22 protein-coding genes are annotated in these 25452 nt (G+C 63.3%); 12 read left to right on the forward strand and 10 right to left on the reverse strand.

Features of this window, described 5'->3' with window-relative positions; translation table 11 throughout:
* Window positions 1-2 precede the first annotated feature (2 nt).
* From sppA to fabI, 3 genes are all read right to left on the reverse strand, one after another.
* Window positions 3-1769 carry a signal peptide peptidase SppA gene (sppA, locus tag JJ959_RS02075; protein ID WP_292879606.1) on the reverse strand — a complete coding sequence of 589 codons (1767 nt, stop codon included), beginning with the start codon at window positions 1767-1769 and terminating at the stop codon, window positions 3-5.
* A gap of 127 nt (window positions 1770-1896) precedes the next feature.
* The gene (gene aroC / locus JJ959_RS02080) at window positions 1897-2982 is read right to left on the reverse strand and encodes a chorismate synthase (protein ID WP_292879607.1); all 1086 of its coding nucleotides are present in this window, start codon (window positions 2980-2982) and stop codon (window positions 1897-1899) included.
* Between the two features lie 20 nt (window positions 2983-3002).
* Window positions 3003-3815 (reverse strand): enoyl-ACP reductase FabI, encoded by an 813-nt coding sequence (gene fabI, locus JJ959_RS02085; protein WP_292879608.1) that lies wholly within the window; start codon window positions 3813-3815, stop codon window positions 3003-3005.
* A 170-nt stretch (window positions 3816-3985) separates the two neighbouring features.
* Between fabI and JJ959_RS02090 the strand changes: the two genes are divergently transcribed.
* Entirely contained in the window at window positions 3986-5320 is a 1335-nt protein-coding gene (locus JJ959_RS02090) for a YihY family inner membrane protein (RefSeq protein WP_292879609.1), read from the forward strand.
* A gap of 14 nt (window positions 5321-5334) precedes the next feature.
* Here the strand turns inward: JJ959_RS02090 and JJ959_RS02095 are convergent, their stop codons facing one another.
* Together JJ959_RS02095 and JJ959_RS02100 are read right to left on the reverse strand one after the other, a co-directional pair.
* On the reverse strand, window positions 5335-6276 hold the full coding sequence (locus tag JJ959_RS02095) for a J domain-containing protein (RefSeq protein ID WP_292879610.1): 942 nt from the start codon (window positions 6274-6276) through the stop codon (window positions 5335-5337).
* Window positions 6277-6362: 86 nt separating this feature from the next.
* The gene (locus tag JJ959_RS02100; RefSeq protein ID WP_292879611.1) at window positions 6363-6836 is read right to left on the reverse strand and encodes an RT0821/Lpp0805 family surface protein; all 474 of its coding nucleotides are present in this window, start codon (window positions 6834-6836) and stop codon (window positions 6363-6365) included.
* Between the two features lie 266 nt (window positions 6837-7102).
* Between JJ959_RS02100 and pdxH the strand changes: the two genes are divergently transcribed.
* The 5 genes from pdxH to JJ959_RS02125 all read left to right on the forward strand — a co-directional run bounded on the left by pdxH (window position 7103) and on the right by JJ959_RS02125 (window position 10780).
* Window positions 7103-7699 carry a pyridoxamine 5'-phosphate oxidase gene (gene pdxH / locus JJ959_RS02105; RefSeq protein ID WP_193183588.1) on the forward strand — a complete coding sequence of 199 codons (597 nt, stop codon included), beginning with the start codon at window positions 7103-7105 and terminating at the stop codon, window positions 7697-7699.
* 113 nt (window positions 7700-7812) lie between these two features.
* The gene (locus JJ959_RS02110) at window positions 7813-8682 is read left to right on the forward strand and encodes a universal stress protein (RefSeq protein ID WP_292879612.1); all 870 of its coding nucleotides are present in this window, start codon (window positions 7813-7815) and stop codon (window positions 8680-8682) included.
* 46 nt (window positions 8683-8728) lie between these two features.
* The gene (locus tag JJ959_RS02115; protein ID WP_292879817.1) at window positions 8729-9082 is read left to right on the forward strand and encodes a hypothetical protein; all 354 of its coding nucleotides are present in this window, start codon (window positions 8729-8731) and stop codon (window positions 9080-9082) included.
* A 79-nt stretch (window positions 9083-9161) separates the two neighbouring features.
* A complete protein-coding gene (locus tag JJ959_RS02120; RefSeq protein WP_292879613.1) occupies window positions 9162-9902 on the forward strand; it encodes an SDR family oxidoreductase in 741 nt (246 codons plus the stop codon).
* A gap of 44 nt (window positions 9903-9946) precedes the next feature.
* Window positions 9947-10780: a VOC family protein gene (locus tag JJ959_RS02125; protein ID WP_292879614.1), complete on the forward strand. Its 834-nt coding sequence runs from the start codon at window positions 9947-9949 to the stop codon at window positions 10778-10780.
* Window positions 10781-10808: 28 nt separating this feature from the next.
* On the opposite strand, the gene JJ959_RS02130 is transcribed toward JJ959_RS02125, so the two are convergent.
* From JJ959_RS02130 to JJ959_RS02150, 5 genes are all read right to left on the reverse strand, one after another.
* Entirely contained in the window at window positions 10809-11348 is a 540-nt protein-coding gene (locus JJ959_RS02130) for a hypothetical protein (RefSeq protein ID WP_292879615.1), read from the reverse strand.
* A 77-nt stretch (window positions 11349-11425) separates the two neighbouring features.
* The gene (locus tag JJ959_RS02135) at window positions 11426-12604 is read right to left on the reverse strand and encodes an ABC transporter permease (protein WP_292879616.1); all 1179 of its coding nucleotides are present in this window, start codon (window positions 12602-12604) and stop codon (window positions 11426-11428) included.
* A gap of 3 nt (window positions 12605-12607) precedes the next feature.
* Window positions 12608-14293: an ABC transporter permease gene (locus JJ959_RS02140; protein WP_292879617.1), complete on the reverse strand. Its 1686-nt coding sequence runs from the start codon at window positions 14291-14293 to the stop codon at window positions 12608-12610.
* Window positions 14294-14374: 81 nt separating this feature from the next.
* Window positions 14375-15481 (reverse strand): extracellular solute-binding protein, encoded by a 1107-nt coding sequence (locus tag JJ959_RS02145; RefSeq protein WP_292879618.1) that lies wholly within the window; start codon window positions 15479-15481, stop codon window positions 14375-14377.
* 103 nt (window positions 15482-15584) lie between these two features.
* Window positions 15585-16679 (reverse strand): ABC transporter ATP-binding protein, encoded by a 1095-nt coding sequence (locus JJ959_RS02150; protein WP_292879619.1) that lies wholly within the window; start codon window positions 16677-16679, stop codon window positions 15585-15587.
* Window positions 16680-16959: 280 nt separating this feature from the next.
* Between JJ959_RS02150 and JJ959_RS02155 the strand changes: the two genes are divergently transcribed.
* The 6 genes from JJ959_RS02155 to JJ959_RS02180 all read left to right on the forward strand — a co-directional run bounded on the left by JJ959_RS02155 (window position 16960) and on the right by JJ959_RS02180 (window position 25394).
* Window positions 16960-19401: an FAD-dependent oxidoreductase gene (locus JJ959_RS02155; RefSeq protein WP_292879620.1), complete on the forward strand. Its 2442-nt coding sequence runs from the start codon at window positions 16960-16962 to the stop codon at window positions 19399-19401.
* Between the two features lie 185 nt (window positions 19402-19586).
* Complete coding sequence (locus tag JJ959_RS02160; RefSeq protein ID WP_292879621.1) at window positions 19587-21155, forward strand: ABC transporter substrate-binding protein; 1569 nt, start codon at window positions 19587-19589, stop codon at window positions 21153-21155.
* An 85-nt stretch (window positions 21156-21240) separates the two neighbouring features.
* On the forward strand, window positions 21241-22215 hold the full coding sequence (locus JJ959_RS02165; protein ID WP_292879622.1) for an ABC transporter permease: 975 nt from the start codon (window positions 21241-21243) through the stop codon (window positions 22213-22215).
* A 3-nt stretch (window positions 22216-22218) separates the two neighbouring features.
* Window positions 22219-23157, forward strand: a complete 939-nt coding sequence (locus JJ959_RS02170) for an ABC transporter permease (RefSeq protein ID WP_292879623.1) — start codon at window positions 22219-22221, stop codon at window positions 23155-23157.
* 7 nt (window positions 23158-23164) lie between these two features.
* Entirely contained in the window at window positions 23165-24898 is a 1734-nt protein-coding gene (locus tag JJ959_RS02175) for an ABC transporter ATP-binding protein (RefSeq protein ID WP_292879624.1), read from the forward strand.
* Window positions 24899-25073: 175 nt separating this feature from the next.
* A complete protein-coding gene (locus JJ959_RS02180) occupies window positions 25074-25394 on the forward strand; it encodes a hypothetical protein (RefSeq protein WP_193183561.1) in 321 nt (106 codons plus the stop codon).
* Window positions 25395-25452: the final 58 nt, after the last annotated feature.

Raw genomic sequence — 25452 nt, forward strand, 5'->3', positions numbered from 1 at the left:
CCTCAGCGGACCGTGAGCGGCGGCGCGGTGGCGTTGATGCGGTCGCCGCCGGTACCGCCCAGCATGGTCACCAGAACGTCACTGTAGCGCAAAATCGTTAAGAGAGCTTCAAGGCGCATGGCGGCTTCGCTCAGCTCGCCCGCCTCAAGCGCGCCGAGAAAATCCTTGAGGCTGTCCCGATCGGTCGGATAGGCGACGAGTTCGGTCGGTTTCCCCGGCGCGATCCCGGCGGCGTCACGGGAGAGCCCCTCCGCCTCGGCATAGCCGCCGAGCACATCGACGAGGCCGATGCGTTTCGCGTCCTCGCCGCTCCAGACCCGGCCGCGCGCGGCGGCGTCAATCTCCGCCGGCCCGAGACGCCGGGCGGCCGCGACCTTGCCGGTGAAGTCGGCATAGATGGCGTCGAGCACCTCGTCGAGCCGTCTGCCTTCGTTATAGCTGAACGGCCGTGCAGGGCTGAACATGCCCGCATTCCGGCCGGCGCTGACGCTGTCCGCCCGGATGCCGTGCTCTGCGAGGAAGCCGGAAAAATCGACCTTGCCGGAAACCACGCCGATCGAGCCGGTGATGGTCGTCGGATGGGCAACGACGTGATCCGCATCGAGGGCGACGAAATATCCGCCGGACGCGGCGACGTCGCTCATGGATACCACCACCGGAAGGCCGTCTGCCCGGGCTTTCGAGAGGGCGTGCAGGATGGTGTCGGAGGCGGTGTAGCTCCCGCCCGGGCTGTTGACCCTGAGAATGATCGCCTTGACCCTCTTGTCCTCGCGCGCCTGCTCGATCGCGTCCGCGATGTTCTCGGCGGCGGCCTGGCGGCTGCGGGAGAACGGCTCCGCCCGGCCGCGCACGATCGGTCCCTCGACGGCGATGACGGCGATGCGGGCGGTGTCCTCGCCGTTGATGAAATCCAGATCGTCGCGCAGGTAGCGTGCCGCGCCGACGAGTTCGGCTCCCTGCACTTTCGCCCGCGCGGCATCCGCCGCTTCATCGCGGTAGCGCGTCTCGTCGATCAGGCCGTTGCTCTTTGCCTCGGCGGCGGTGAGCGGCGCGGTGTCGATCAGGGCGTTGACGGAGGAGGGGGAGAGCCGGCGTGCGGTCGCGATGTCCGCCGCGATCCCGGCATAGAGCGAGTCCACCAGACGCCGGTAATTCTCCCGCACCGGTGCGGGCATCGCGTCGTCCGTCAGCGGTGTCATCGCGCCTTTGTATTCGTGCCGGGCACGGAAATCGGCGTTGATCTTCAGACTCTCGAGCGCCTCGCCCAGATAGGGCGTGGTCAGCTCGATGCCGCGAATGTCGAGCAGGCCGGAGGGCTGCAGGCTGATCGTCTCGGCGCCGGTGGCGAGATGGTAGAGCGCTATGCCGCCATTGCCTTCGAGGCTGTCGGCATAGGCATGGACGAAGCGGCCGCTCGCCCGGAAGCGCGACAGCGCCGCGCGCAATTCCTGCGCTTCCGCCGGACCGACGCTGGCCGCCGAAAGATCAAGGAAAAGGCCCTGCACCCGTTCGTCCTCGCCGGCCGTCCGGAGCAGGTTGATGACGTCGAGCAGAGACGGCGAAGGCCCGCCGATATAGGCGGCGAAAGGAAAGGGCTCGCTGGTTTCGTCGAGGCCCGGCTTCAGGGAGAGCGACAGCACGAAACGGTCGGGAAGCGGCTCCTCCTCCCATTGCTCGGAGAGGAAGCGCAGGCCGACGATCCCGCCGACCACCAGCGCGATGAACAGAATCCCGAACGTGATCAGGAGTCCTTTCAGGAATCTCATCATGGCGGCCATATTCCTCTCGTGCTCTCCATAGCCATATGGGGAGCGGCCTAAAACATTTCGATGGCAGTTCTGTGGCGTGACCGTTCAGCGCCCGCGGCTGATGTCCGGTTGGCTCATGCCCCGCGGCTTATTTCCCGCATTGGGCCGCGTGGCGCATCAGATGGTCGGCGAGCACGCAGGCCATCATCGCTTCGCCGACCGGGACCGCACGGATGCCGACGCAGGGGTCGTGCCGTCCCTTGGTCACGACCTCGACCTCGTTGCCGTCCCTGTCGATCGAGCGGCGCGGGGTGAGGATCGAGCTGGTCGGCTTCACCGCGAAACGCACGACGACCGGCTGTCCGGAGGAAATCCCGCCGAGCACGCCGCCCGCATGGTTCGAGAGGAAAACCGGCTTGTCGCCGTCCATCCGCATCTCGTCGGCGGCTTCGTGGCCGGGGATTTCCGCCGCGGCGAAGCCGTCGCCGATTTCCACGCCCTTGACCGCGTTGATCGTCATCATCGCCGCCGCGAGGTCGCTGTCGAGCTTGCCGTAGACCGGTTCGCCGAGCCCCGCCGGCACGCCTTCGGCGACGATCTCCACGACCGCGCCGGCGGAAGAGCCTGACTTCCGCACGCCGTCGAGGAATTCCGTCCAGGTTTCGGCCGCCTGCTTGTCCGGGCTCCAGAACGGGTTGCGTTCGACCTCGTCCCAGTCCCAGTTGTCCCGGTTCACCTTGTGCGGACCCACCTGCACCAGAGCGCCGCGGATGTGGAAGGCGTTGCCGAGGCGGGCAGCGAGGATCTTGCGCGCGATGGCGCCGGCGGCGACCCGCATCGCGGTTTCGCGCGCCGAGGAGCGCCCGCCGCCGCGATAGTCGCGGATGCCGTATTTCGCTTCGTAGGTATAGTCAGCATGGCCCGGCCGGAACCGGCTCATGATGTCGCCGTAATCCTTCGAGCGCTGGTCGGTATTCTCGATCACCAGCCCGATTGGCGTACCGGTGGTCTGGCCCTCGAAGACGCCGGAGAGGATCTTCACCTGATCCGGTTCCTGGCGCTGCGTGGTGAAGCGGGACTGCCCGGGCTTGCGGCGGTCGAGAAAGAACTGGATGTCGCTCTCGCTCACCGGCAGGCGCGGCGGCACGCCATCGACAACGCAGCCGATGGCGGGGCCGTGACTCTCGCCCCACGTGGTGAAGCGGAAGGCTTCACCGAAGGAATTTCCAGCCATTTGCTAAGCGCTTTCCCGGCTCAGACCGTGGAAATGTCGGGCGCGTCCACCGCCTTCATGCCGACGATGTTGTAACCGCAATCGACATGGTGGACTTCGCCGGAGACGCCGCTCGAAAGGTCGCTCAGCAGGTACATGCCGGCGCCGCCGACATCTTCCAGCGTCACGTTCCGGCGCAGCGGCGAGTTGTACTGGTTCCATTTCAGGATGTAGCGGAAGTCGCCGATGCCGGAGGCGGCGAGCGTCTTCATCGGACCCGCGGAGAGACCGTTGACGCGGATATTGTCGCCTCCGAGATCGGCCGCCAGATAGCGGATGCTGGCTTCGAGCGCGGCCTTCGCGACACCCATGACGTTGTAATGCGGCATGACCCGCTCGGCGCCGTAATAGCTGAGCGTCAGCAGCGCGCCACCGTCGGTCATCAGCGGGGCGGCTTCGCGCGCGATCCGGGTGAAGGAATAGCAGGAAATATCCAGCGTCTTGAGGAAGTTGCTGCGCGTCGTGTTGACGTACTTGCCTTTCAGCTCTTCCTTGTCCGAATAGGCGATGGCATGGACGAGGAAGTCCAGCTTGCCCCATTTCTCGCGGATCGCATCGAAGGTGCGGGTGACATCGGCATCGTCCGTCACATCGCACGGCAGGACCATGTCCGAGCCCACTTCGGCGGCCAGCGGGGCGACCCGTTTCTGCAATGCCTCGCCCTGGAAGGTGAAGGCGAGTTCCGCGCCCTGCGCCGCCACCGCCTTCGCGATACCCCAAGCGATGGAGCGGTCGTTCGCGACCCCCATGACAAGCCCCTTTTTGCCACTCATGATCGGGCTTGGTTGACTCATTCGATGCCTCTCGACGCAGGTTGCCGGAAAAGTAAAAGCGTGATTCGCGCGATCCTACACCAAAGGCCGCGTTCGGCAAACCGGCACGGGGCCTGTTGGAAAGCAATGAAACGGGGGCTCTGCGCGCTGGTATCGCATTTGCGAATCGCTTTCGTGCTAGGGTTGCCGGGATGAGCAACCAGACGAACCGCCTAGAACGCTGGAAGGGGCTTGCCGCCGCCGCCGTGCTACGGGAAGTGGCGGAGTATGTCGGTTTTGCGTTGCTCCGGTTTTATCGTGGCGGCGGTATGCAGTCCGCCGCCGCGCTGACCTACACGACGCTGCTTGCGCTGGTACCGTTGCTGGCGATCGGTTTTGCCATTTTCAGCGCCTTCCCGTCCTTCGAGGCCGCACGGGTTGCGATCGAGGAACTGATCTTCGAGAATCTCGTCCCGGAACTTGCCGGGCCGGTGCGGACGCATATCGACAATTTCATGCACAACGCGTCCAACCTCGGCGCGGCGGGAACCATCGGTCTTTCGATCTCCGCGATCCTGCTGCTGGCAACCATCGAATCGACCTTCAACAAGATCTGGCGGGTCGAGCGCCAGCGACACATCCTGATCCGCTTCATGACGTTCTGGGCGGTGCTGACTCTCGGCCCGATCCTGGCGGGTCTCACCATCACAAGCACAAGCGACGTTTTCTCGCTCCTGAGAGAGACCTGGACCGATGCGGGGCTCGATGCCGAAACGCTCGATCTCGGCGGCGGGCTGCGTGAGCGCGCGATCGCGGTCGTGATGCAGAGCCTCGGCTTCACGCTGCTGTTCATGGTGGTCCCCAACCGTTCCGTCAGCTGGCGGGCCGCGCTGATCGGCGGCGTTCTCTCGGGGGCCGCTTTCGAAGCTCTGAAGCAGGGGTTCGGCTGGTATCTCACCGCCTTTCCGACCTACCAGAACATCTACGGCGCGATGGCGGCGATCCCGATCTTCCTGATCTGGGTCTATGCCTCTTGGACGGTGATCCTGCTCGGCGCGGTCTTTGCCGCCTCCTTCCCGGACTGGTGGCGGTCGCGGCACCTCGAAACGCAGCAGGAGCTCGGATCGGACCGAGTGCTCTCCGTCGCGCTCTCCATTCTCGCGGTGCTCTGGAGGGAGTCTAAGAGTAGCGGTCCCGTGCGGGAAATCGAGCTGGAAGACGTGGCGCATGCCGAGGCCATTTCTCAGGTGCTGGGACGCCTGCAGAGTGCGGGTTTTGTCGCCCGGACGGAGGATGGCCGTCTTGCCCTTGCGCGGGATCTCGGCAGCGCCACGGTCTACGACCTCTACCTCGGGCTCGGATGCGCCTCCGTTTCGGTCCACACTTCGGGGGACGACATCGCGCCAGCTATCGCCGCGTTGCTCGACGAGCTATCCGCCGCCGAGCGCGGCGCGCTCGGGCAACCGGTCTCGCAGCTACTCGAGAAACTTGAAACGGGAGAAGGCGGGGCGACGCCGCTGATCCGTCTGCCCGCAGTCGCCGAGTAGAAAGCCGCCCAGGCTCAGTTGAACCGCATCTTGTGGCGCGGGTTGTAGCCTTTTTCCTCGGCCCATTTCTGCATCAGCTTGATGAGCTCCGGGTCCTCGCTGTCGGGCAGCACGATCTTCAGGGTGACGAGCTGATCGCCCGCCGCCTTGCCGCCGACCGCGGGAATCCCCTTGCCCTTGAGGCGCAGGGTCGAGCCGGTGTTGGATTTCGGCGGGATCTTCAGCGCGACGTTGCCATGCACGGTCGGCACCGTGATCGAGCCGCCGAGCACCGCCTCGTAGAGCGTCACCGGGATCTCGACCTTGACGTTCTGTCCGTCGCGCTCGAAGAAGCTGTGCGGCTCGACCGTGATCTCGACGAAGGCGTCGCCGGCCGGGCCGTTGTTGCTGCCCTTGCGGCCCTGGCCCTTGAGGCGCAGCGTCTTGCCGGTCTCGGTCGCCGGCGGAATCTTCAGGTCCAGGGTCTTGCCGTCCGAGAGCGTGACGCGCTTGGTCGCGCCCGCCGCGGCCTCGACGAAACCGACCTTCAGCTTGTAGTTGACATCCGGCCCGACCGTGTAGGCGCCGCCGCCGCGCCCGGAACCGCCGCCCTGATCCTGACGGCGCAGGATGTCGTCGAACACGTCCGCGTCGTCATCGTCGAAGATGTCGGAAAAGCCGAAGCCGCTACCCTGGCGCTTGCGGGCCGAAGTCCAGGCCTTCCAGAAACCGCTCGCGGTCTTGCCGGAAGCGCCGCCGCCCGGTTGCTGCATGCCGCCGCGATCGTATTGCGCCCGTTTCTTGGCGTCGGACAGCAGGTCGTAGGCGGCGGTCACCTCCTTGAATTCCTGCTCGACCTTCTTGTCGCCGGGATTGAGATCCGGGTGCAGCTTCTTCGCAAGCGTGCGGTACGCCTTCTTGATCTCGTCCTGCGAGGCGTCGGACTTCACACCCAGTATCTTGTATGGATCGCTCATGGCACGGGATTATATGGAAAAAACAATCGGACCGGCGGCAAAAAATCACCGACCGGTCCGATCTTCGCAGAGCCTGGGCGCGATGCCTAGTTCTGGATTTTCCAGGTGCCGTCCGGCTGCCGGCAGGCCGTGCCGTAGGCTTCCTGGGTCTGGCCGCCGACCTGAACGGTCTGCGTGTATTCGCGGCAATACTGGCCGCTGGAAGCCTGGTAGGTTTTGGTCGGAGTGACCGTCCCGGAATTGCCGCTGTCGGGATTGTTCCAGGTGGTGGTGACGCCGACCGGGGTGCTTTCGAGGGTGCGCTGGGTGGTCTGCGCCATGGCCGCCTTGTCGGCGTTGTCGAGCGACTTGCCGATTTCGCTGCCGATGATCGCGCCAAGCAGGGTGCCGACCGCGACCGCCGCGACGGTGCCCTTGCCGCTGCCGACGGTCGAGCCCGCGAGCGCACCGCCGACCGCGCCGAGAATGCCGCCGCCCATCTGCTTCTGACCCATCTGGTTGCCTTCGCAGGCACCGAGAGCGAGCGCTGCGACAACGACGAATGCGGCTGTTTTCTTCATGATACGATTACCTCAAGATTGCATCGGCCCGGAGATATAACGTTTGGCTCCGGGAATTCCGTCGCACCATTTCCGTGCGAATGTTGCGGCTCCGCTCTGGCCGCGCACCCAACTCCTTGTCCGTGCGACGATACAACGCTGGACAGGGCGCGCAGGTGCTCGCTAGTGATACGGCATATAGCCTTAAATGTGGCGATCTTTGAGGCACAATAAAGGCCGCCCGGCCCGTCGAGTGTGTTTCGCCACTTCCGCAAAGAGGAACGGCCATGTTCGAGCCCGATACCGACAATCCTTTTCAGCTCTTCGACCGGTGGTACCGGGAAGCGTCCGAGACCGAGGTCAACGACCCGAACGCGATGACCGTCGCGACGGCGGATGCGGACGGCCGCCCTTCCGCGCGGATTCTTCTGCTGAAGGACTTCGACGAGCACGGTTTCGTCTTCTATTCCAATTTCGAGAGCCAGAAAGGCCGGGAGCTGACGGTGAACCCGTTCGCAGCGCTCTGTTTCCATTGGAAGTCGGTGCGGCGGCAGGTGCGTGTGACCGGACCCGTCGTCCGGGTCAGCGACGAAGAGGCCGACGCATACTTCAATTCGCGGCCACGCGGCAGCCGTGTCGGGGCCTGGGCGTCGCAGCAGTCCCGTCCGCTCGCCGATCGCCCGGCGCTCATGGCGGCGGTCGAGAAGGCCGACAAGGCCCATCCGGGCGAAAATGTGCCGCGTCCGCCCTATTGGTCGGGTTGGCGGCTGACCCCGCTGGCGATCGAGTTCTGGCAGGACGGGGAGTTCCGGCTGCACGACCGGTTCCGGTTCAGCCGGGCGATGGAGGATGCCCCCTGGGGCGTCGAACGTCTTTTCCCCTGAGCCTTCCGGGGAAATTTCAGGCGCCGCGGATTTCTTGATCTAGGTCAATGAGGGCGTTGCCATGCGGGGCATAGGGTTAATTTATCAAAGGCATTTATCCCTGAGGTGCTCTCATGTCCCTGAAGACGGTTCTAGCCCCGGTGCTCGGCAATGAAGCCGACGCGGCCATCCTGAATGCGGCGCTCGCCGTGGCCACGCCGCACGGTGCCCACATTTTTGTCGCCCATATCCATCGCGACCCGCGTGACGTCCTGGTGCCGCAGGTCGGCATGGGTATGAGCGCCTCGATGATCGAGTCCCTGGTTCAGCAGGCTGAGAATTTCGCCAACGAGGCCCGCGCCACGTCGCTTGCCGCTTTCGACAAATGGCGGGAGGCGAACAAGCTGGTCCAGATCGAGAAGCCGGCCGGCGCGGACGGCGTAACCGTTTCGTTCGAAACGCTGGTCGGCGAACCTTCGCTGCAGGTGGCCGAGCGGTCGCGCATGGTGGATGTGGTCTGTGTGATTTCCCCGACCGACGAAGAGAGCAGCGACGCCATGGCGGTTGCCGAGGCGGCCCTGTTGCAGAGCGGCAAGGCGACGATGGTGGTGCCGCACGATGTCGAGGTTCCGGTCGTCAAGACGATCGCGGTCGGCTGGAACGCGTCGAAGGAGGCCGCTGCCGCGGTTGCCCATGCGATGCCCCTGCTGGAGACGGCCGACAAGGTCCTCGTCATGTCCGGCGTCGACAGCGACCTGACGAAGGAGAAACTCGACGTTTTCGTCGATTCCCTGCGCTGGCACGGCGTCAAGGCGGAAGCGAAGACCTTCGATGCCTCCAGCGGCAGCATTTCGGGCCGGTTGCAGGCCGAAGCGCGCGAAGCCGGGGCGCAGCTCCTGGTGCTCGGCGCTTACAGCCACAGCCGCTTCCGCGAGTCGATTTTCGGCGGTGTGACCGACGATATTTTGACGGAGACGCGGATTCCGGTTCTGATGGCCCACTAGAGACATTCACATCATCTGTTCGATGGAAGGAGCAAGTCCCTTGAGCGTGCGTACCATTCGCCTCGAACTTGCGCGTAATCCGGATTTTCCGGAAGGAAGCATCAATCACGGCTACGAGTTCAAGGCCCCGCTTACCGGTGACGGCAGTCTGGATCTTGACGCGTGGCAGAAGGTCAAGGGTGACTGCACCGTTCACCGTTTCTGGCAGGGTGAGCCGGACGAGGAGGGGCAGCTGATCCACACCCGGGGACGCAAATGGGTCTTCAGCTACGAAGAAGGCGAGGAAGACGACGAGCCGATCTTCAAGTTCGACCGTCATCATTTCGTCGAGGGCGAATATGTTTCCATCACGGAACATGACGGCGTTCAGCGGACGTTCCGGGTCGCCTCGGTGAAATAATGACGGCACGATGATTTCGTGACCAAAGCCTTGCGGCGGCCCTTTTTCGGGCCGCCGCAATTGCTTACACTCCGGCGCCATGAGCACCTCGCAAAAAACCATGCTGCTGACCGGCGCCAGCCGGGGCATCGGCCACGCCACCGTCGGGTTCTTCAGTGAACGCGGCTGGGAAATCATCACCTGCTCCAGAGACGCGCCGCCGGCCGAGTGCCGCCGCGATCCGAACTGGAGCCACCACATCACGGCCGACCTGACCGACTCCGGCAGCCTCGATCATTTCATCGACGAGGCGAACGAGCTGCTCGGCGATCGTCCGCTGCACGCACTGGTGAACAACGCGGGCTGGTCGCCGAAGACGCCGTTCAAGGAACGGCTCGGCTGCCTGAACGGCGATCTCGACGAATGGCGGCGGGTGTTCGAACTGAATTTCTTCGCGCCCCTGCGCCTCGCGCGCGGCTTTGCCGCCGCTCTGCACCGGGGAAACGGAGCGATCGTCAACATCACCTCGATCGCGGGGCATTTCATCCATCCATTCGCCGGTTCCGCCTACAGCACCTCGAAGGCGGCGCTTTCCTCGCTGACGCGGGAAATGGCGAACGAGTTCGCCGAACTCGGCGTCCGGGTGAACGCGGTCGCGCCGGGGGAAATCGAAACCGCGATGCTGTCGCCCGAATACGAAATGCTGATCCCGCGGATTCCGCTCAACCGTTTGGGAACGCCGCGGGACGTCGCCTCGACGATCCACTATCTCTGCTCGGACGACTCGGCCTATGTGACGGGCACGGAAATCTTCGTCACCGGCGGCCAGCACATGTTCTGAGCCGCTCCCCGCGGCCTGCGACTTCATAGGAGAGGGAGAGCTCGATGAACGGACGCCCCATAGATCACGTCGTGCATCGCGTCGACGACCTCGACCGCGCCGCCGCGACCTTCGAGAAGCTCGGTTTCACATTGACCCCGACGGCCTATCACGAGGACCGGATGGGGACGCGGAACAGGCTCGCGCAGTTTCGCGGCCGGAATTTCATCGAACTGCTGGAAGTCGACCGGCCGGAGACGCTGCAGCCGCACGATTTCGCGGCAACGCCGCCCTTTTTCGGCTTCGGGGCGCACAACAAGGCAATGGCCGGGTTCGGCGAGGGCATGACGATGCTGGTCTTCCGGACCGAAGATGCGCGGGCGGACATCGCGAGTTTCGCCGAGGAGGGTATTGCGACCTATGCGCCGTTCGATTTCGAGCGTCAGGCAAGGCTTCCGGACGGCAAGGAGGTCACGGTTTCCTTCTCGCTCGGATTCGCCACCAGCCCGGACATGCCGCGTTTAGCCTTCTTCGTCTGCGAGAACCGGGCGCAGGACTATTTCTGGAAGCCGGACTTCCAGACGCACCGGAACGGGGCGGAGTCGATCTCGGCCGTCTATTTCCGCTCGGAGATGCCGGAGCGCGACGCGGCGTTCCTCGCGCAACTGTTCGGTGGCCGGGTGTCGCTCCGCGATGGCGGCTTCGCCGTCGCCGCAGGAGAGGAGCAGGAACTCCGGGTCTTCTCGCCGGATGCGATCGCGGCGCTGGATCCGTCCTTTGTGGGTCCGGACGACGGAAGTACCGTCATGGCCGGACTTGAGCTCGCGGGAAGCACAGCTGCTCCCACGGTGCCTTCCAGCGAAGCGCATGGCGTCTTTCTCGCCTGGCGGGCCCGATAGCCCGGCCGAGTGGTCCTGTTTCAGGTAATCAGAGGGAAGCGGCCAGCCGGTCGCACCAGGCGATCCGGTCCTCGACCTGCGCGATTTCCATCTCGATCCATGCCCGGAGATGGCCCTGCTGCCATTCCTCGTGCGAGAGAAGGTCGTTCAGGCGCGCCCGTTCGCCCTCATAGAGACCACGCAGGGCATCGATCTGCTCGATCTGCTCTTGCTTCTCGAGCAAGTGCAGGAAGCGCAGCTTCAGGGCGACGACGAGCTTGTTCAGATCGTTGACGCCGGGACGGACCGCGGCTGTCAGGTAATCCTTCAGCGCCTCCCAGCCATCGTCGGTGAGACGCAGCTGGGCATTGTCCTCAAAACCTTCCCCCGCGACCGGAGCGATCAGGCCTTCGAACTTCAGAAGCTCGATGGAGCTGCCAAGAAGGTCTAGGGACGGTCCGACGATCCGTGCGGCGAACTGACGGACCTCGCTTGCGATATCCGCATAAGCGCGCGGGCCGTCCGAGAGCGCGCCGAGCGCCGCCATCCGGATGGCTTCCTTCGGGATGAGGGAATTGTCGCGATACATGTCCTGCCTCGCAGCGTTTTGCGAATCGTTCTTAAAATGGGGTCATTCGCCGCAGAAGTAAAGGGGGACGCGAAAAATTAACCCGGGCTCATGCCCCGCAACCGCTCGGAGCGGCGTCGCAGCAGCTCGATCGTCGTCAGCAGCAGGATAGATATGGAGACCAGGATCGTTGCCACGGCGAGGATTGTCGGGCTGATCTGCTCACGCAGTCCGGTGAACATCTGCCAGGGCAGAGTCTTCTGTCCGGCGGATCCGACGAACAGCACCACGACAACCTCGTCGAAGGAGGTGATGAAGGCAAACAGGCCACCGGAAATCACCCCGGGCAGGATCAGCGGCATCTGCACCTTGAAGAAGGTCCGGATCGGACCGGCTCCCATATTCGCCGAGGCGCGTGTCAGGGAACGGTCAAATCCGACCAGCGTTGCCGTCACCGTGATGATCACGAACGGAATGCCGAGGGCTGCATGGGCCAGCACCACGCCGAAATAGGTCCCCTGCAGCCCGATGCGGCTGTAGAAGAAGAACATTCCGGCCGCCGAGATGATCAACGGCACGATCATCGGAGAGATCAGGATCGCCATGATCGAGCGCCGGAAAGGCACATGTTCGGAACTGAGGCCGATGGCCGCCAGAGTTCCGAAACTGACCGAAAGCAGCGTTGCCGCCGGCGCGATGCTCAGGGAATTCCAGAGCGAGTGCTGCCAGTCGGAACTTGTGAAGAAATCTTTGTAGTGCTTGAGCGAGTAGCCGGCGGGGTCGAAGCGCAGCATTTCCGGCGTGAAGGTGAAGAAATCCTCCGCGTTGAAGCTGAGCGGCATCACCACGACGATCGGCGCGATCAGGAAAAAGAAGATCAGTCCGCAGATGACGCGGAAGCCGTGATGCCAAAGCACCTGCCCCGGAGTGAGATAGGGCGGGATCTTCTTCCGGTAGCGCGACTCGTAGAGCCAATAGATAAACCAGCCGAAGAACCAGCCGAAGGCAGTGCCGACGACGAGTCCCGCCACTCCGCCAAGAAGGATACCGGCGAGCGCCATGGCGCCGAGAATGGCCCAGCGGGCGATACGTTCCTGGGGAACGAAGTGTGTCACCGCGTAAGCCGTGACCGCCATTATCGCGGCTCCCAGGATCAGCCCGATAAGAGAGTTGCCCTGGGCCGTGCCGACGAGGAGGCCGGCGATACCGCCGGCGGCGGCCGTCGTCGAGACATAGAAAGCCGGTGACGTCCGGGAGACTGAAGTCAGCTGTGCCATGGATTAGCCTCCCAGCTTCACGTTATCGATGCCGACGATCTTGTCGTAGGTCCAGTAGAGCGCGAGCACCGCTGCCAGGAGGATCGTTCCGAGCGCCGCGCCCAGCCCCCAGTTCAGCGAACTGGAGATGTGGAAGGCGATCCGGTTCGAAATGAAGGTACCGGTAGTGCCGCCGACGATCTCAGGCGTGATGTAGTAGCCGATGGCCAGGATGAAGACGAGGATCGAGCCCGCTCCGATACCTGGGATCGATTGCGGGAAATAGACCCGCCAGAAGGCCGTCCAATTCGTCGCGCCGAGCGATTTCGCGGCTCTCAGATAGGAGGGCGGGATCGTCTGCATCACCGAATAGAGCGGCAGGATCATGAAGGGCAGCAGAATATGCGTCATCGCGACGATGGTGCCGAACTGGTTGTTGATCATGATCAGCCTGCTCGCATCATCCAGCAAACCCAGCCAGACCAGGGTGTCGTTGATGACGCCCTGCTGCTGCAGCATGACCTTCCAGGCGGAGGTCCGGACCAGAAGCGAGGTCCAGAAAGGCAGCAGAACGAGGATCATAAGCAGGTTGGAGGTGCGCAGCGGCAGGTTTGCAAGGATCCACGCGACCGGGTAACCGAGGAGAATGCAGGAAAAGGTGATCAGGAGCGACATGAACAGCGTACGGCCGAACAGCATCATGTAGATCTGCTGGTTCTCGGGACGCTCCGATACGCCGTCGAGGGTCTTCTGCATGTCGATCGCATTCAGGTAATACCCGGCGGTGTATTTCCCCGAATAGATCTTGATCGCCTGGATGTTCTCCGGTTTCGCCCAGTCTTTGTCCACCTTGATCATCGCGGCGGTGAAGTCGCGCGGGGGCGCCGTATCGATTGCTGCCGCGGCGGCTCTCAGTTCGTCACTGCCTGGGCCCTGATAGCCAGAGATGGCGCGCTGGACCTCAGGGTCGCCGAGGTCGACGGCAAGGGCGGTGTAGACGGCTTCCCAGGGACCCCTCTTGCTGATGTCACGGTTCTTGTCGATGGCGATGAAAAGCGCGTTGGCCGTGTACTCGCGTGCCGTAAGGGGGAGGATCCTCGCGATCTCCGATCCCGGCACAAAGCCGATGTCTTGCTGCATCGGGTCGTCTGTAAGGGCGGTCAGCCGGGCGCGCTGTTCGGCAAGAAGGTCGGTATCGGGTGCGGCGGACGCAGCTCCCCGCATCAGTTCGTTCCAGAACTCTCCGCTCTTCCAGGCGGGGTTCAGCCCGATGAGCCATTTCTCGTAGACTTTTCCGATGTCGTCCAGCTTGCGGCCCGAGGTTCTGAACAAGGAGGAAATGCCGACCTGTTCGTAGTTGAGCCGCGTACCGAGTTTGGTGTGCTCTTTCGCTTCGGCTGCGAGGAAAAGGTCGAAATAGAGCGCCTGATAGACCGGCTCGGACGGAAGCTCCTGAGCCTTCGGGTCCCAGTCGGAAACTGCGGCGACGGTGTCCGGAAGTGTATTGGAGACAATCTCGTTCTCAACCGACCGGAACAGCATGTCCGCGATCGGGGCGATGAATGTCACAAGGACGAAAATCAGCAAGGGCGCGATCAGCGCCAGCGCGCGGAGCTTCTGCATGCGGAGGGAGCGTGCAAGCCGCTTTTTCAGCGGTGTACCGTCAGAGGCCAGTATTGGGCCGGTTTCCGGTTCGGCGTGCCCTGACATGGTTGTTGCTCCGTCACTCATTAGCTGTCTCCGCCAAGGGGACCGGGGCCGCCGTGGCGGCCCCGGTGCATTACGCCTCGATTACTTGGCCAGCCAGGCCTGGAACTTGGCGTCGATGTCGTCCCGATAGTCAGCCCAGAACTCGTAGTTGTAGAGGAACGTGTTCTTGGCGTTGTTCGGGTCCGTCGGCATGTGCGGCGCCATTTCGATACCGAGGTCGGCATGTTTGCCAACCAGCGGCGCGGAAGAGGCGCGGGCCGGGCCATAGGAGATGTACTTCGCCTGGTCCGCGAGCCGCTGCGTGTCGGTCGCGAACTTCACGAAGTCCTTGACGCGGGCAAGGCGATCCGCCGGCAGGCCGGCCGGGATGATCCAGCCGTCCAGATCGAACACCTGGGCGTCCCAGAGCATGGCGACCGGCTGCTTCTGCTCTTCAATCACGGAGAACAGGCGGCCGTTGTAGGTGGAACCCATGACGATTTCGCCATCGGCAAGGAGCTGCGGGGTGTCAGCGCCAGCGGACCACCAGATCACCTGATCCTTGATGGTGTCGAGCTTCTTCAGCGCCTGTTCCTGACCGGCCGGGGTGGCGAGGACGTCATAGACCTTGTCCTTCGCAACGCCGTCGCAGAGCAGCGCCCATTCCATGTTGTTGATCGGCCGCTTCTCAAGCGCCCGCTTGCCCGGATATTTCTTGAGATCGAACACGGCGCAGACATCGGTCGGCGGCGTGTCGCCTACCATGTCCGTGCGGTAGCCGAAGGTGGTCGAATAGACGATCTGCGGAATGAAGCAGTCGCTGACCAGCAGGTCGCCGAAGTCTTCCGAGGCCGGCTTGCCGTCCGGGGCCGCGGCCAGATCGCTATCCGGATCGATTTCCATGGCCAGGCCTTCGTCGCAAAGGCGAATGGCGTCGGACGCGACGACGTCCACGAGGTCCCAGGTGACGTTGCCAGCTTCGTTCATGGCCCGCAGCTTGGCGACAGCCTCGGCCGAGCTCTCGTCCCAGACCACCTTCACGCCCGAATTGTTGGCGATGTAAGGCTCGACATAGGCGCGCTGCTGGGAGGACTGGTAGGCACCGCCCCAGCTAACGAGGGTCATGTCGGTGGCCATATCTGCGGCATGGGCGGCTCCGGCCGCCATGCCGAACGCCGCTGTGGCGACCATTAATTTGGCGAATTTCATAGCTTCTCCTGTTCTTCGCCCGTTGTAGTGAACTAGCGGGTCTGAGCCACGGGCTTTGGCCCCACCCACTGTTATTCCCGAAATGTGCTTGCAGTCCGATCGATCACGCATCAAGCGCCCGGCAGTCCGCCGGAAGCCATCCGATCTCGATCTCTTCGCCGGGTTTCAAGCGAACCGCATCCGGCGCGTTGCGCGCCTTGACGATAAATTCGTCATTGCCTGCCACGGACAGGCGAAACCTGAAGATGTCACCCATGTAGAAGAATTCTTTGACCTTCGCCTTCAGCGTATGGGCGTCGGCGTGCAACCGGTCCTTGTTGAATTCCACGCGCTCCGGCCGGATCGAAACCAGTGTCCGGTCGCCGGGCTTGCTGACATTGACCGGCTTGGCGTCGATCTCGCTGCCGTCATCGAGGGTGACGACGCATGTCTCGCCGTCGATCGACTTGACCACGCCTTCGAGCGTGTTGTTCTCGCCGATAAACTGGGCGACGAACGCATTCTCGGGGCGTTCGTAAAGATCGGCCGGTTTTGCCAGTTGCTGGATCTTGCCGTCGTTGAAGACCGCGATCTGATCCGACATGGTCAGCGCTTCCGTCTGATCATGCGTCACATAGACCGTCGTGATGCCCAGATCGTGCGCAAGATTGGTGATTTCGAACTGCATATGCTCACGCAGCTGCTTGTCCAGCGCGCCCAGCGGTTCGTCCATCAGCACCAGTTCCGGTTCGAAGACCAGGGCCCTTGCGAGGGCGATGCGCTGCTGCTGACCGCCTGAGAGCTGCGCCGGACGTCGGCCGCCGAACTCGGACATCTTCACCATGTCGAGCGCCCGGGCGACCTTCGCTTCCCGGTCGGCCTTGTTCATCTTCCGGACTTCCAGAGGGAAGCTCAGATTCTCGGCGACCGTCATGTGCGGGAAGAGGGCGTAGTTCTGGAAAACCATTCCAATTCCGCGCTTGTGCGGCGGAATGCGGTTGATCGGCTTGCTGTCGAGCAGGATTTCGCCGTGTGTCGCCGTTTCGAATCCTGCGAGCATCATCAGGCAGGTTGTCTTGCCTGAGCCGGACGGTCCCAGCATGGTCAGGAATTCGCCATTCGCGATGTCGAGATTAAGATTTTTGACGACGAGAATCTCACCGTCATAAGTCTTCTGAACGTTCTTGAATTGAACGAACGGCTGATTGCCGTCTGCCATGTGATTTATTGCCCCTGTTCTGCCCCTGCGGTGGCGCGTTCCTCTCGCTCACCAGCAATGTGTCGTGTTTTTCACGATCTGGCATTTAGCCTAAACACGCTCATTCCATAATGTCAAAGCGCCGGTACTTCATCGCGTCTATTCCGCAGAAAACCAGCATTCCCCAACATTCCGAATCCGACACAACCGGGTCGCTTTTCGTGAATTATGACGGAAGAAAAGGTGCAAGCTCTCCCCCTGAACGAAATCGACCGGCAAACCGGTACTGGGGAATGGGCAAATGAAGACGCAGGCACGGGCAGTGGTGATCGGCGGCGGTGTGGTCGGGGTCAGCGCCCTCTATCACCTTGCCAAAAAGGGATGGACCGACGTCGTCCTCCTGGAACGGACGGAACTGACGGCGGGGTCGACCTGGCACGCGGCCGGCCTGCTGCCGCTCTTCAACATGAGCTACAGCGTCGGTCAGTTGCACCAGTATTCGGTCGAGCTCTACAAGACGCTCGAAGAGGAAACCGGGCAGGCGGTCAGTTTCCACAATACCGGCAACCTGCGTCTGGCCACCAACCGGGACCGGATGGACGAGTACCGGAACTACCAGTGCACGGCCGAGACGATCGGCGTCGAGGCGCACCTGATCGGCGTCGACGAGATCAAGAAGCTCTGGCCGCTCGCCTCCATGGACGGGCTGGTCGGCGCGCTCTGGCATCCGACCGACGGGCATATCGCACCGGTGGACCTCACGATGGCACTCGCCAAGGGCGCGCGGATGCGCGGGGCCGAGATCTACCAGCAGACCCAGGTCAACGGGATCGAGCGCGAGAACAGCGAGTGGATCGTCAAGACCGACAAGGGCGACATCCGCTGCGAGCACGTGATCTGCGCGACCGGCAATTATGCCCGCACCACGGCGAAGATGGTCGGGCTCGAGATTCCGGCGATCCCGGTCGAGCACCAGTACATCGTCACCGACGTCGATCCGACGCTGAAGGAATATCGCGAGGCCGGGAACAAGGAACTGCCGGTGCTGCGCGAGTCCGATTCCCAGTACTATTTCCGAGAGGAACGTCACGGCTGGATCCTCGGCCCGTACGAACGCCACGCGCCGGCCTGCTTCGTCGACGGCGTGCCCTCGACCTTCGAGAAGGACCTTTTCCCGGGCGACCTCGAGCGCCTGATGCCCCATGTCGAGGCCTGCATGGCCCGTGTGCCCTCCTTCGAGAATGCCGGCATCAAGGACATCGTGAACGGTCCGATTTCCTATACGCCGGACGGAAACCCGATGGTCGGCCCGGCTTTCGGTCTCGAGAATTTCTGGATCTCCGAGGGTCACAGCTTCGGCGTGACCGCGGCCGGCGGCGCCGGATGGCAGCTCGCCAACTGGATTGTCGACGGCGAACCCTCGGTCGACATGATCGGCGTCGATCCGCGCCGGTTCGGCGTGGTTTCCAAGAACTTCGCCAAGATCAAGAATGAGGAAGCCTACGAGCATGTCTTCTTCAATCACTATCCGATGGAAGAGCGCGAGGCGGGCCGTCCGGCCAAGACGACGCCGGCCTATCCCCGGCTTGACGCGGCGGGTGCGGTCTGGGGCGCGCGCTTCGGCTGGGAACGTCCGAACTGGTTCGCGCCGGAAGGCGTCGAGCGGAAAGACGAATATTCCTATCGCCGCTCCAACTGGTTCGGGCATGTCGGCAACGAGGTCCGCGCCATGCGGGAGCGTGTCGGCCTCCTGGAACTCTCATCCTTCGCCAAATACGAGGTCGAGGGGCCGGGCGCCCGTGCGTGGCTTGACCGAATGGTTGCCAACGCCATCCCGAAAGGCATCGGCCGCATCAATCTCTGCCACGCGCTGAACCCGTCAGGCTCGATCCGCTCGGAGTTCACCATCACCCGCATGGCCGACGGTCTCTACGGCGAACGCTTCTTCGTCATCGGCCCGGGCGCCGGTCACGATTACGATCTCGACTTCCTGCAGAAGACGCTGCCCCGCGACGGATCGGTTTTCTTGACGGATATCACGACCCAGTACGGCGTCTTCGTGCTGGCCGGGCCCGATGCCCGCAAGGTGCTGCAGAAGCTGGCCGACGCGGACGTGTCGAACGAGGCGTTCCCCTGGCTCACCATGCAGGAGATCCCTGTCGGCTATTGCCCGAAGGTGCGTGCCTTGCGTGTGAATTTCGTGGGGTCGCTCGGATGGGAGCTGCATCATCCGATCGAGTATCAGTTGCATCTGTTCGACGCTCTGATGGAGGCCGGCAAGGAATATGATATCGGCCTCGTCGGCATGCGTGCGATGGATTCGATGCGCCTTGAGAAGACCTACCGCCTCTGGGGTACGGACCTGAATGCCGAGAACTCGATCCTCGAGGCCGGACTGAAGCGCTTCGTGCGCCTCAACAAGGGAGAGTTCACCGGCCGCGAGGCCTTGGTGCGGCAGCAGGAAGAGGGTATCCCGAACACCTACTGTACGATCGAGATCGACGCGGACGACGCCGATCCCTTCGGCAACGAACCGGTTTTCATGGACGGCGAGGTGGTCGGCCGCGGAACCGCCGGCGGCTACGGTCACTATGTCGGCAAGTCGCTGATGCTCGGCTATATCCGCACCGACAAGGCGGTGATCGGCGCCGAGTGCCAGGTCCGCGTGCTCGACCAGCTCCGCCCGGCCCGCATTGTGGCGGAAAGCCCCTACGATCCGGAGAACCTGGCGCTCAAGGCCTGAGGCTTCACAATTCCGATACCGGGCCCCGGGCGGGGCCCGGTATCTTATTTGGACTTTTCATTCTGCTTTCTCCTGCATAGATTTTTGTCAGTGATCCGGTTGGCGTCGGAAGATGCCGATGTATTTCAACAATTAATAATCGGACACACAGGGTCGCTTCACATTTAGGACAGGAGACAATCCTCATGAAAATTCGTGCGATCGCCTTGGCCGCGATCATGTCGACGACCTCGTTCGTCGGCATCGCGCAGGCCGAGAACGTGCTGCGTTGGACCAGCCAGGGCGATGCCCTCACGCTGGATCCGATGAGCCAGAACGAAGGGCCGACCAACAGCATGAACGGCCAGATCTACGAGCCGCTGGTCACCCGCGACCGCGAGATGGTGCTCGAGGCCGCCCTCGCCGAATCCTGGGCGCCGGTCGGTGCCACCGGTTGGGAGTTCAAGCTCCGCAAGGGCGTGAAGTTCCATGACGGTGCCGACTTCACGGCCGAGGACGTGGCTTTCAGCATCACGCGTGCGCAGTCCAAGAGCTCCGACTTCAAGGAGCAGGTGAAGTCGATCAAAGAGGTCAAGATCATCGACGACCACACGGTCCAGTTCGTGACTGACGGTCCGAACCCGATCCTGCCGAACGAGATCACCAACCTCTATATGATGGACAAGGGCTGGGCGGAGAAGAACAAGGTCCTCACGCCGCAGGACTATGCCGCCGGCGAGGAAACCTTCGCGGTCCGCAACGCCAACGGCACCGGTCCCTTCATCGTCGAGCAGCGCCTGCCGGACGAGCTGACGGTTCTGGTAAAGAACCCGAACTGGTGGGGCGCGGCCTCTGCGGAGCACAATCTCGACAAGGTCGAATACCGGCCGATCAAAAACGCCGCGACGCGCGTTGCGGCCCTGCTTTCCGGCGAAGTCGATTTCGTGCTCGACCCGCCGCTGCAGGACCTGCAGCGGATCGCGGCCCAGGACGGCCTGAAGACGCAGACCATCAACCAGATCCGCACCATCTTCTTCGGCATGGACCAGGGCGTCGACGAGCTGCGCAGCTCCGACGTCAAGGGCAAGAACCCGTTCAAGGACGTCAGGGTGCGCCAGGCGCTCTACCAGGCGATCGACATCGAGGCGATCAAGCGCGTCGTCATGGAAGGCCTGTCCTTCCCGGCCGGCATGATCACATCGCCGGGCGTGCACGGCTTCACCAAGGAGCTTGATGCGCGGCCGCCGTTCGATCCGGAGGCGTCGAAGAAGCTGCTTGCCGAAGCGGGATATCCGGACGGCTTCTCGGTTCAGCTCGACTGCCCGAACGACCGTTACAACAACGACGAAAAGATCTGCCAGGCGACCGTCGCGATGCTTGCCAAGATCGGCGTGAAGGTGAAGCTCGACGCCATCCCGAAGAGCCAGCACTTCCCGAAGATCAAGAACCGGGTGAGCGACTTCTACATGCTCGGCTGGGGCGTGCCGACGCTGGATTCCCACTATGTCTTCGCCTACCTGCTGCACAGCAAGGGCGGCTGGAACGGCACCGGCTACGCGAACGCGAAGGTCGACGAGCTGACCGACGCCTTTGCCGTCGAGACCGACCTCGCGAAGCGCGATCAGATGATCGCCGAGGCCTGGAAGATCGTGAAGGACGACGTGGTCTATCTGCCGCTGCACCATCAGGTCATCGGCTGGGGCATGTCGACCAAGCTCGATCTGCCGATCCTGCCGAACGACTCGCCGCAGTTCCGCTGGGCGAAGATGCAATAAGGGCTTGCTTCGTTTCGGGGGCGGCGGTCTGACCGCCGCCCCCGGGCCTTAGGCACTTTCCTCACACGAGACGAGCCGACCGCGCATGATCACCTACATCGCGCGCCGCATGCTCCAGGCCCTTGTGGTCATGGCCGCGGTGTCCTTCATTTCCTTCTCGCTGTTCAACTATGTGGGCGATCCCGTCGACAACATGGTCGGGCAGGAGGCGACGCTCGAGGACCGGGCCTATATCCGCCAGGTCCTCGGTCTCGAGGATCCGTTCTACGTCCAGTACGGCCGCTTCCTTCAGAACGCGGTGCAGGGCAAGTTCGGGATTTCCTACCGCACCAAGCGCTCGGTGACCGAGATGATCGTCGAGCGGCTGCCGGCGACGCTGGAGCTGGTCTTCGTCTCCGCCCTGATCGCGCTCGGTCTCGGCATTCCGCTCGGGGTCTATACCGGGATCAACCGATCGAGCTGGATCAGCAAGGCGGTGCTCACGGTCTCGCTTGTCGGGGTCAGCCTGCCGACCTTCATCATCGGTATCGGGCTGATCTATATCTTCGCGGTTCATCTCGGCGTGCTGCCGTCCTCGGGACGGAGCGGCACGGTCGATCTCGGCGGCTGGCGGACGAGTTTCCTGACCGTCGACGGCTGGCGCAGCATCATTCTGCCTGCGCTCACTCTCAGTCTGTTTCAGGTCACCATGATCCTGCGCCTGGTCCGCGCCGAGATGCTGGAGATCATGCGCACCGACTTCATCAAGTTCGCCCGCGCCCGTGGTTTGCCGGAGCGCAAGGTGAACTACAGCCACGCTTTGAAGAACACGCTGGTCCCGGTGATCACCATCATCGGCCTCAATATCGGCGGCCTGATCGCCTTCTCGCTGATCACCGAGACGGTGTTCCAGTGGCCGGGGACCGGGCTGATGTTCATCCAGGCGGTGGATTTCGTCGATGTGCCGATCATGGCGGCCTATCTCTGCTTCGTGGCGCTGATCTTCGTCACCATCAATCTCGTGGTCGACATCCTCTATTTCGTCATCGATCCGCGCCTGCGCGCGGAGGGGGGGCACTGAGCCATGGCCGTTCCGCAGGACGACAAGAAACCCTCGCTCTGGGCGCGTCTGAACGACAACGACGTCGTCTATTCCTTCTTCCACTCGCCCCTTGCCATGGCGGCGGCGTTCGTGACCGCGCTCATGGTGCTGAGTTCGTTCGGCGCGCCGCTGGTCGCGCCGTTCGATCCGTTCGATCCGGCGCAGATCTCGCTCTGGGACGGCAAGAAGCCGCCGGCCTGGGAAGCCGGCGGGGATCCCGCCTATCTGCTCGGGACCGACAACCAGGGCCGGGATATGCTCTCCACCATTCTCTACGGCGGCCGGATCTCGCTGCTGGTCGGGTTCGCCTCGGTCTTTCTCGGTATGTTTCTCGGTGTCATGCTGGGGGTGATCAGCGGCTATGTCGGCGGCTGGTTCGAGACGATCATCATGCGCCTCGCGGATGTGCAGCTCACCATCCCGGGCATCCTGACCGCGATCCTGATCAACGGCATCCTGCGCTCCGTGCTGCCGCCGGAGCTCCGCGACGAGATGGCGATCTATGTCGTGATCCTCGCCATCGGGCTCAGCGACTGGCCGCAATTCGCCCGCGTCGCCCGTGGCGCGACGCTGGTCGAGGCGAAGAAGGAATATATCCAGGCCGCGCGCGTCATCGGCCTGCGCCCGTTCCTGATCATGGCCCGCCATATCGTACCGAACGTGATGCGCCCGGTGCTGGTGCTGGCGACGATCGGCCTCGCGCTGGCGATCATCGCCGAGGCCACGCTCAGCTTCCTCGGCCAGGGCGTGCCGCCGACGACGCCGTCGCTCGGCACCCTGATCCGGGTCGGGAACGAGTATCTCTTCTCCGGCCTCTGGTGGATCACCTTCTTCCCGGCCGTCGCGCTGGTCGTCCTGGTTCTCGCGGTGAACCTGCTCGGCGACTGGCTGCGCGACACGCTGAACCCGAAACTGCGGTGACCGTCCGATGAGTCTGCTCGATATCAAGAACATGACGGTGGAGTTCCCGACGCGGCGCGGCGTCTTCACCGCGGTGCGCGACGTCAGCCTCTCGGTCAATCCGGGCGAGATCCTCGGCGTGGTCGGGGAATCCGGCGCCGGAAAATCGACCATCGGCAACGCCGTCATCGGCCTTCTCGAGCCGCCGGGACGCCTCGCTGGCGGAGAGATCTATCTCAAGGGCAAGCGGATCGACGACCTCGACGAGGACGAGCTCCGCTCCATCCGCGGCAACCGGATCGGCATGATCTTCCAGGATCCGCTGACCTCGCTCGATCCGCTGCAGACCATCGAGCAGCAGCTCATGGAAACGATCCAGCTGCATCTGAAGCTGGACGACGACGCGGCGCGGGCGAACGCGGTGGGGCTGCTCGACCGGGTCGGCATTCCCGATCCGGAGGTCCGGATCAAGCAGTATCCGCACCAGTTCTCCGGCGGCATGCGCCAGCGCGTGGTGATCGCGCTCGCGCTCTGCGCCAACCCGGAAGTGGTGATCGCGGACGAACCGACCACGGCGCTCGACGTCTCGATCCAGGCGCAGATCCTCGAGCTGATGCGCGAGCTCTGCCGGGAGCGCTCCGTCGGCATGATCCTGATCACCCATGACATGGGGGTGATCGCGGACGTGACCGACCGGGTCGCGGTGATGTACCGCTCCCGCCTCGTCGAGGAGGGGCCGACGGAAAAGATCCTCGGTAATCCGGACCATCCCTATACCAAGAGCCTGATCAGCGCCGTGCCGCGCCCGGACGTGCGGCTCGCGCGCTTCCCGGTGGTGGAATATATCGAGAGCGCGGGCGACCGGCGGGACAGCATCGACATCGCCACCCACTGGCTCGGCGCCGGAAGGGGCGAGAAAGCCCCTGACGGCACCATGCTCCGGATCGAGGACCTCCAGGTCCGCTTCCTCACCCGCTTCAGCTTCTTCAAGAAGCATCGGCTCTATGTCGACGCGGTGGACCATGTTTCCTTCGACATCCGCCAGGGCGAGGTCTTCGGCCTGGTCGGTGAGAGCGGCAGCGGCAAGTCGACCATCGCGCGGGCCATTGCCGGGCTCTACAAGCCGAAGGGCGGGCACATCCATTTCGCCGGCGCGGATCTCACCGCGGTGAAGAGCGAGGCGGAGATGGACCGCTATCGCCGGCAGCTGCAGATGATCTTCCAGGATCCCTATTCCTCGCTGAACCCGCGCATGAAGGTGATGGACATCGTCGCCGAGCCGATCCGCTTCCACGGCCTCGCCGCGGGCGGCGCCGAGACGCGGCGGATCGTGCTGGATCTGCTCGAACATGTCGGGCTCGGGGCCGAGGCCGCGCGGAAATATCCGCACGAGTTTTCCGGCGGCCAGCGCCAGCGCATCTCCATCGCCCGCGCGCTCGCCACCCGGCCGCGCTTCCTGATCTGCGACGAGCCGACTTCGGCGCTCGATGTCTCGATCCAGGCGCAGATCCTGAACCTGCTGAAGGACCTGCAGGCCGAGCTGGGGCTCACCATGCTGTTCATCAGCCACGATCTGCCGGTGATCCGGCAGATGTGCGACCGGGTCGGCGTGATGCGGCACGGCAAGCTGGTGGAAGTGGCGGAGACCGAGACGCTGTTCCAGTCGCCGCAGCATCCCTATACGCGCCATCTGCTGGACCTGATGCCGAAACTCGAGGTGCTCTCGCACGAGGCCATCGCCGGACTTGAGGTGGCGGACTGAGCGCGATGGCGTATAGCAATCGGCTTGCCCTTTGGCGCCCGCTCGTCCTTGGCATCAATCAAGAGGCATCTGATCGGTTTGCGGGAAATCTACCTCAATATACACGGTAAATTTGTTTGACCTCTTTCTCCGTCGGGCTCTAGTAGAATCAGCTCAATAACGTTGGGGAAATGAGATGGCTGTTAAATTTCACGAGACCGCCAAAGGCGACGGTGTCGAGGTCGGGTCTCCCGACCGGCCGGGAAACATCATCGTGCTTCCGGAAGCCGGGGACGCGACGGACTGGCACAAATATGGCGCCGGTGAGACCTATTCCATCAGAGCAATGACGCCGTTCAAGTTCCGGCGCGAGGTTCGCCGCGAAGACGGCAGCACTGACGTGGAAGAGTATGATCTTCAGCCGGAATCGATCATAACCCGGTCGGGGCCGTTCGAGCACCGGGTGATCAACCTGTCCGAGCGCGGCGCCGTTTTCTGCAAGAGAAAACATCAGTAATCCTAACTGATTATGCAGTGAGTCGGGCCTTGCTTTAGGTCCGACTTCCTGCTCTCAT

The organism is Nisaea sp., from assembly GCF_017640745.1.
Classification (GTDB): domain Bacteria; phylum Pseudomonadota; class Alphaproteobacteria; order Thalassobaculales; family Thalassobaculaceae; genus Nisaea.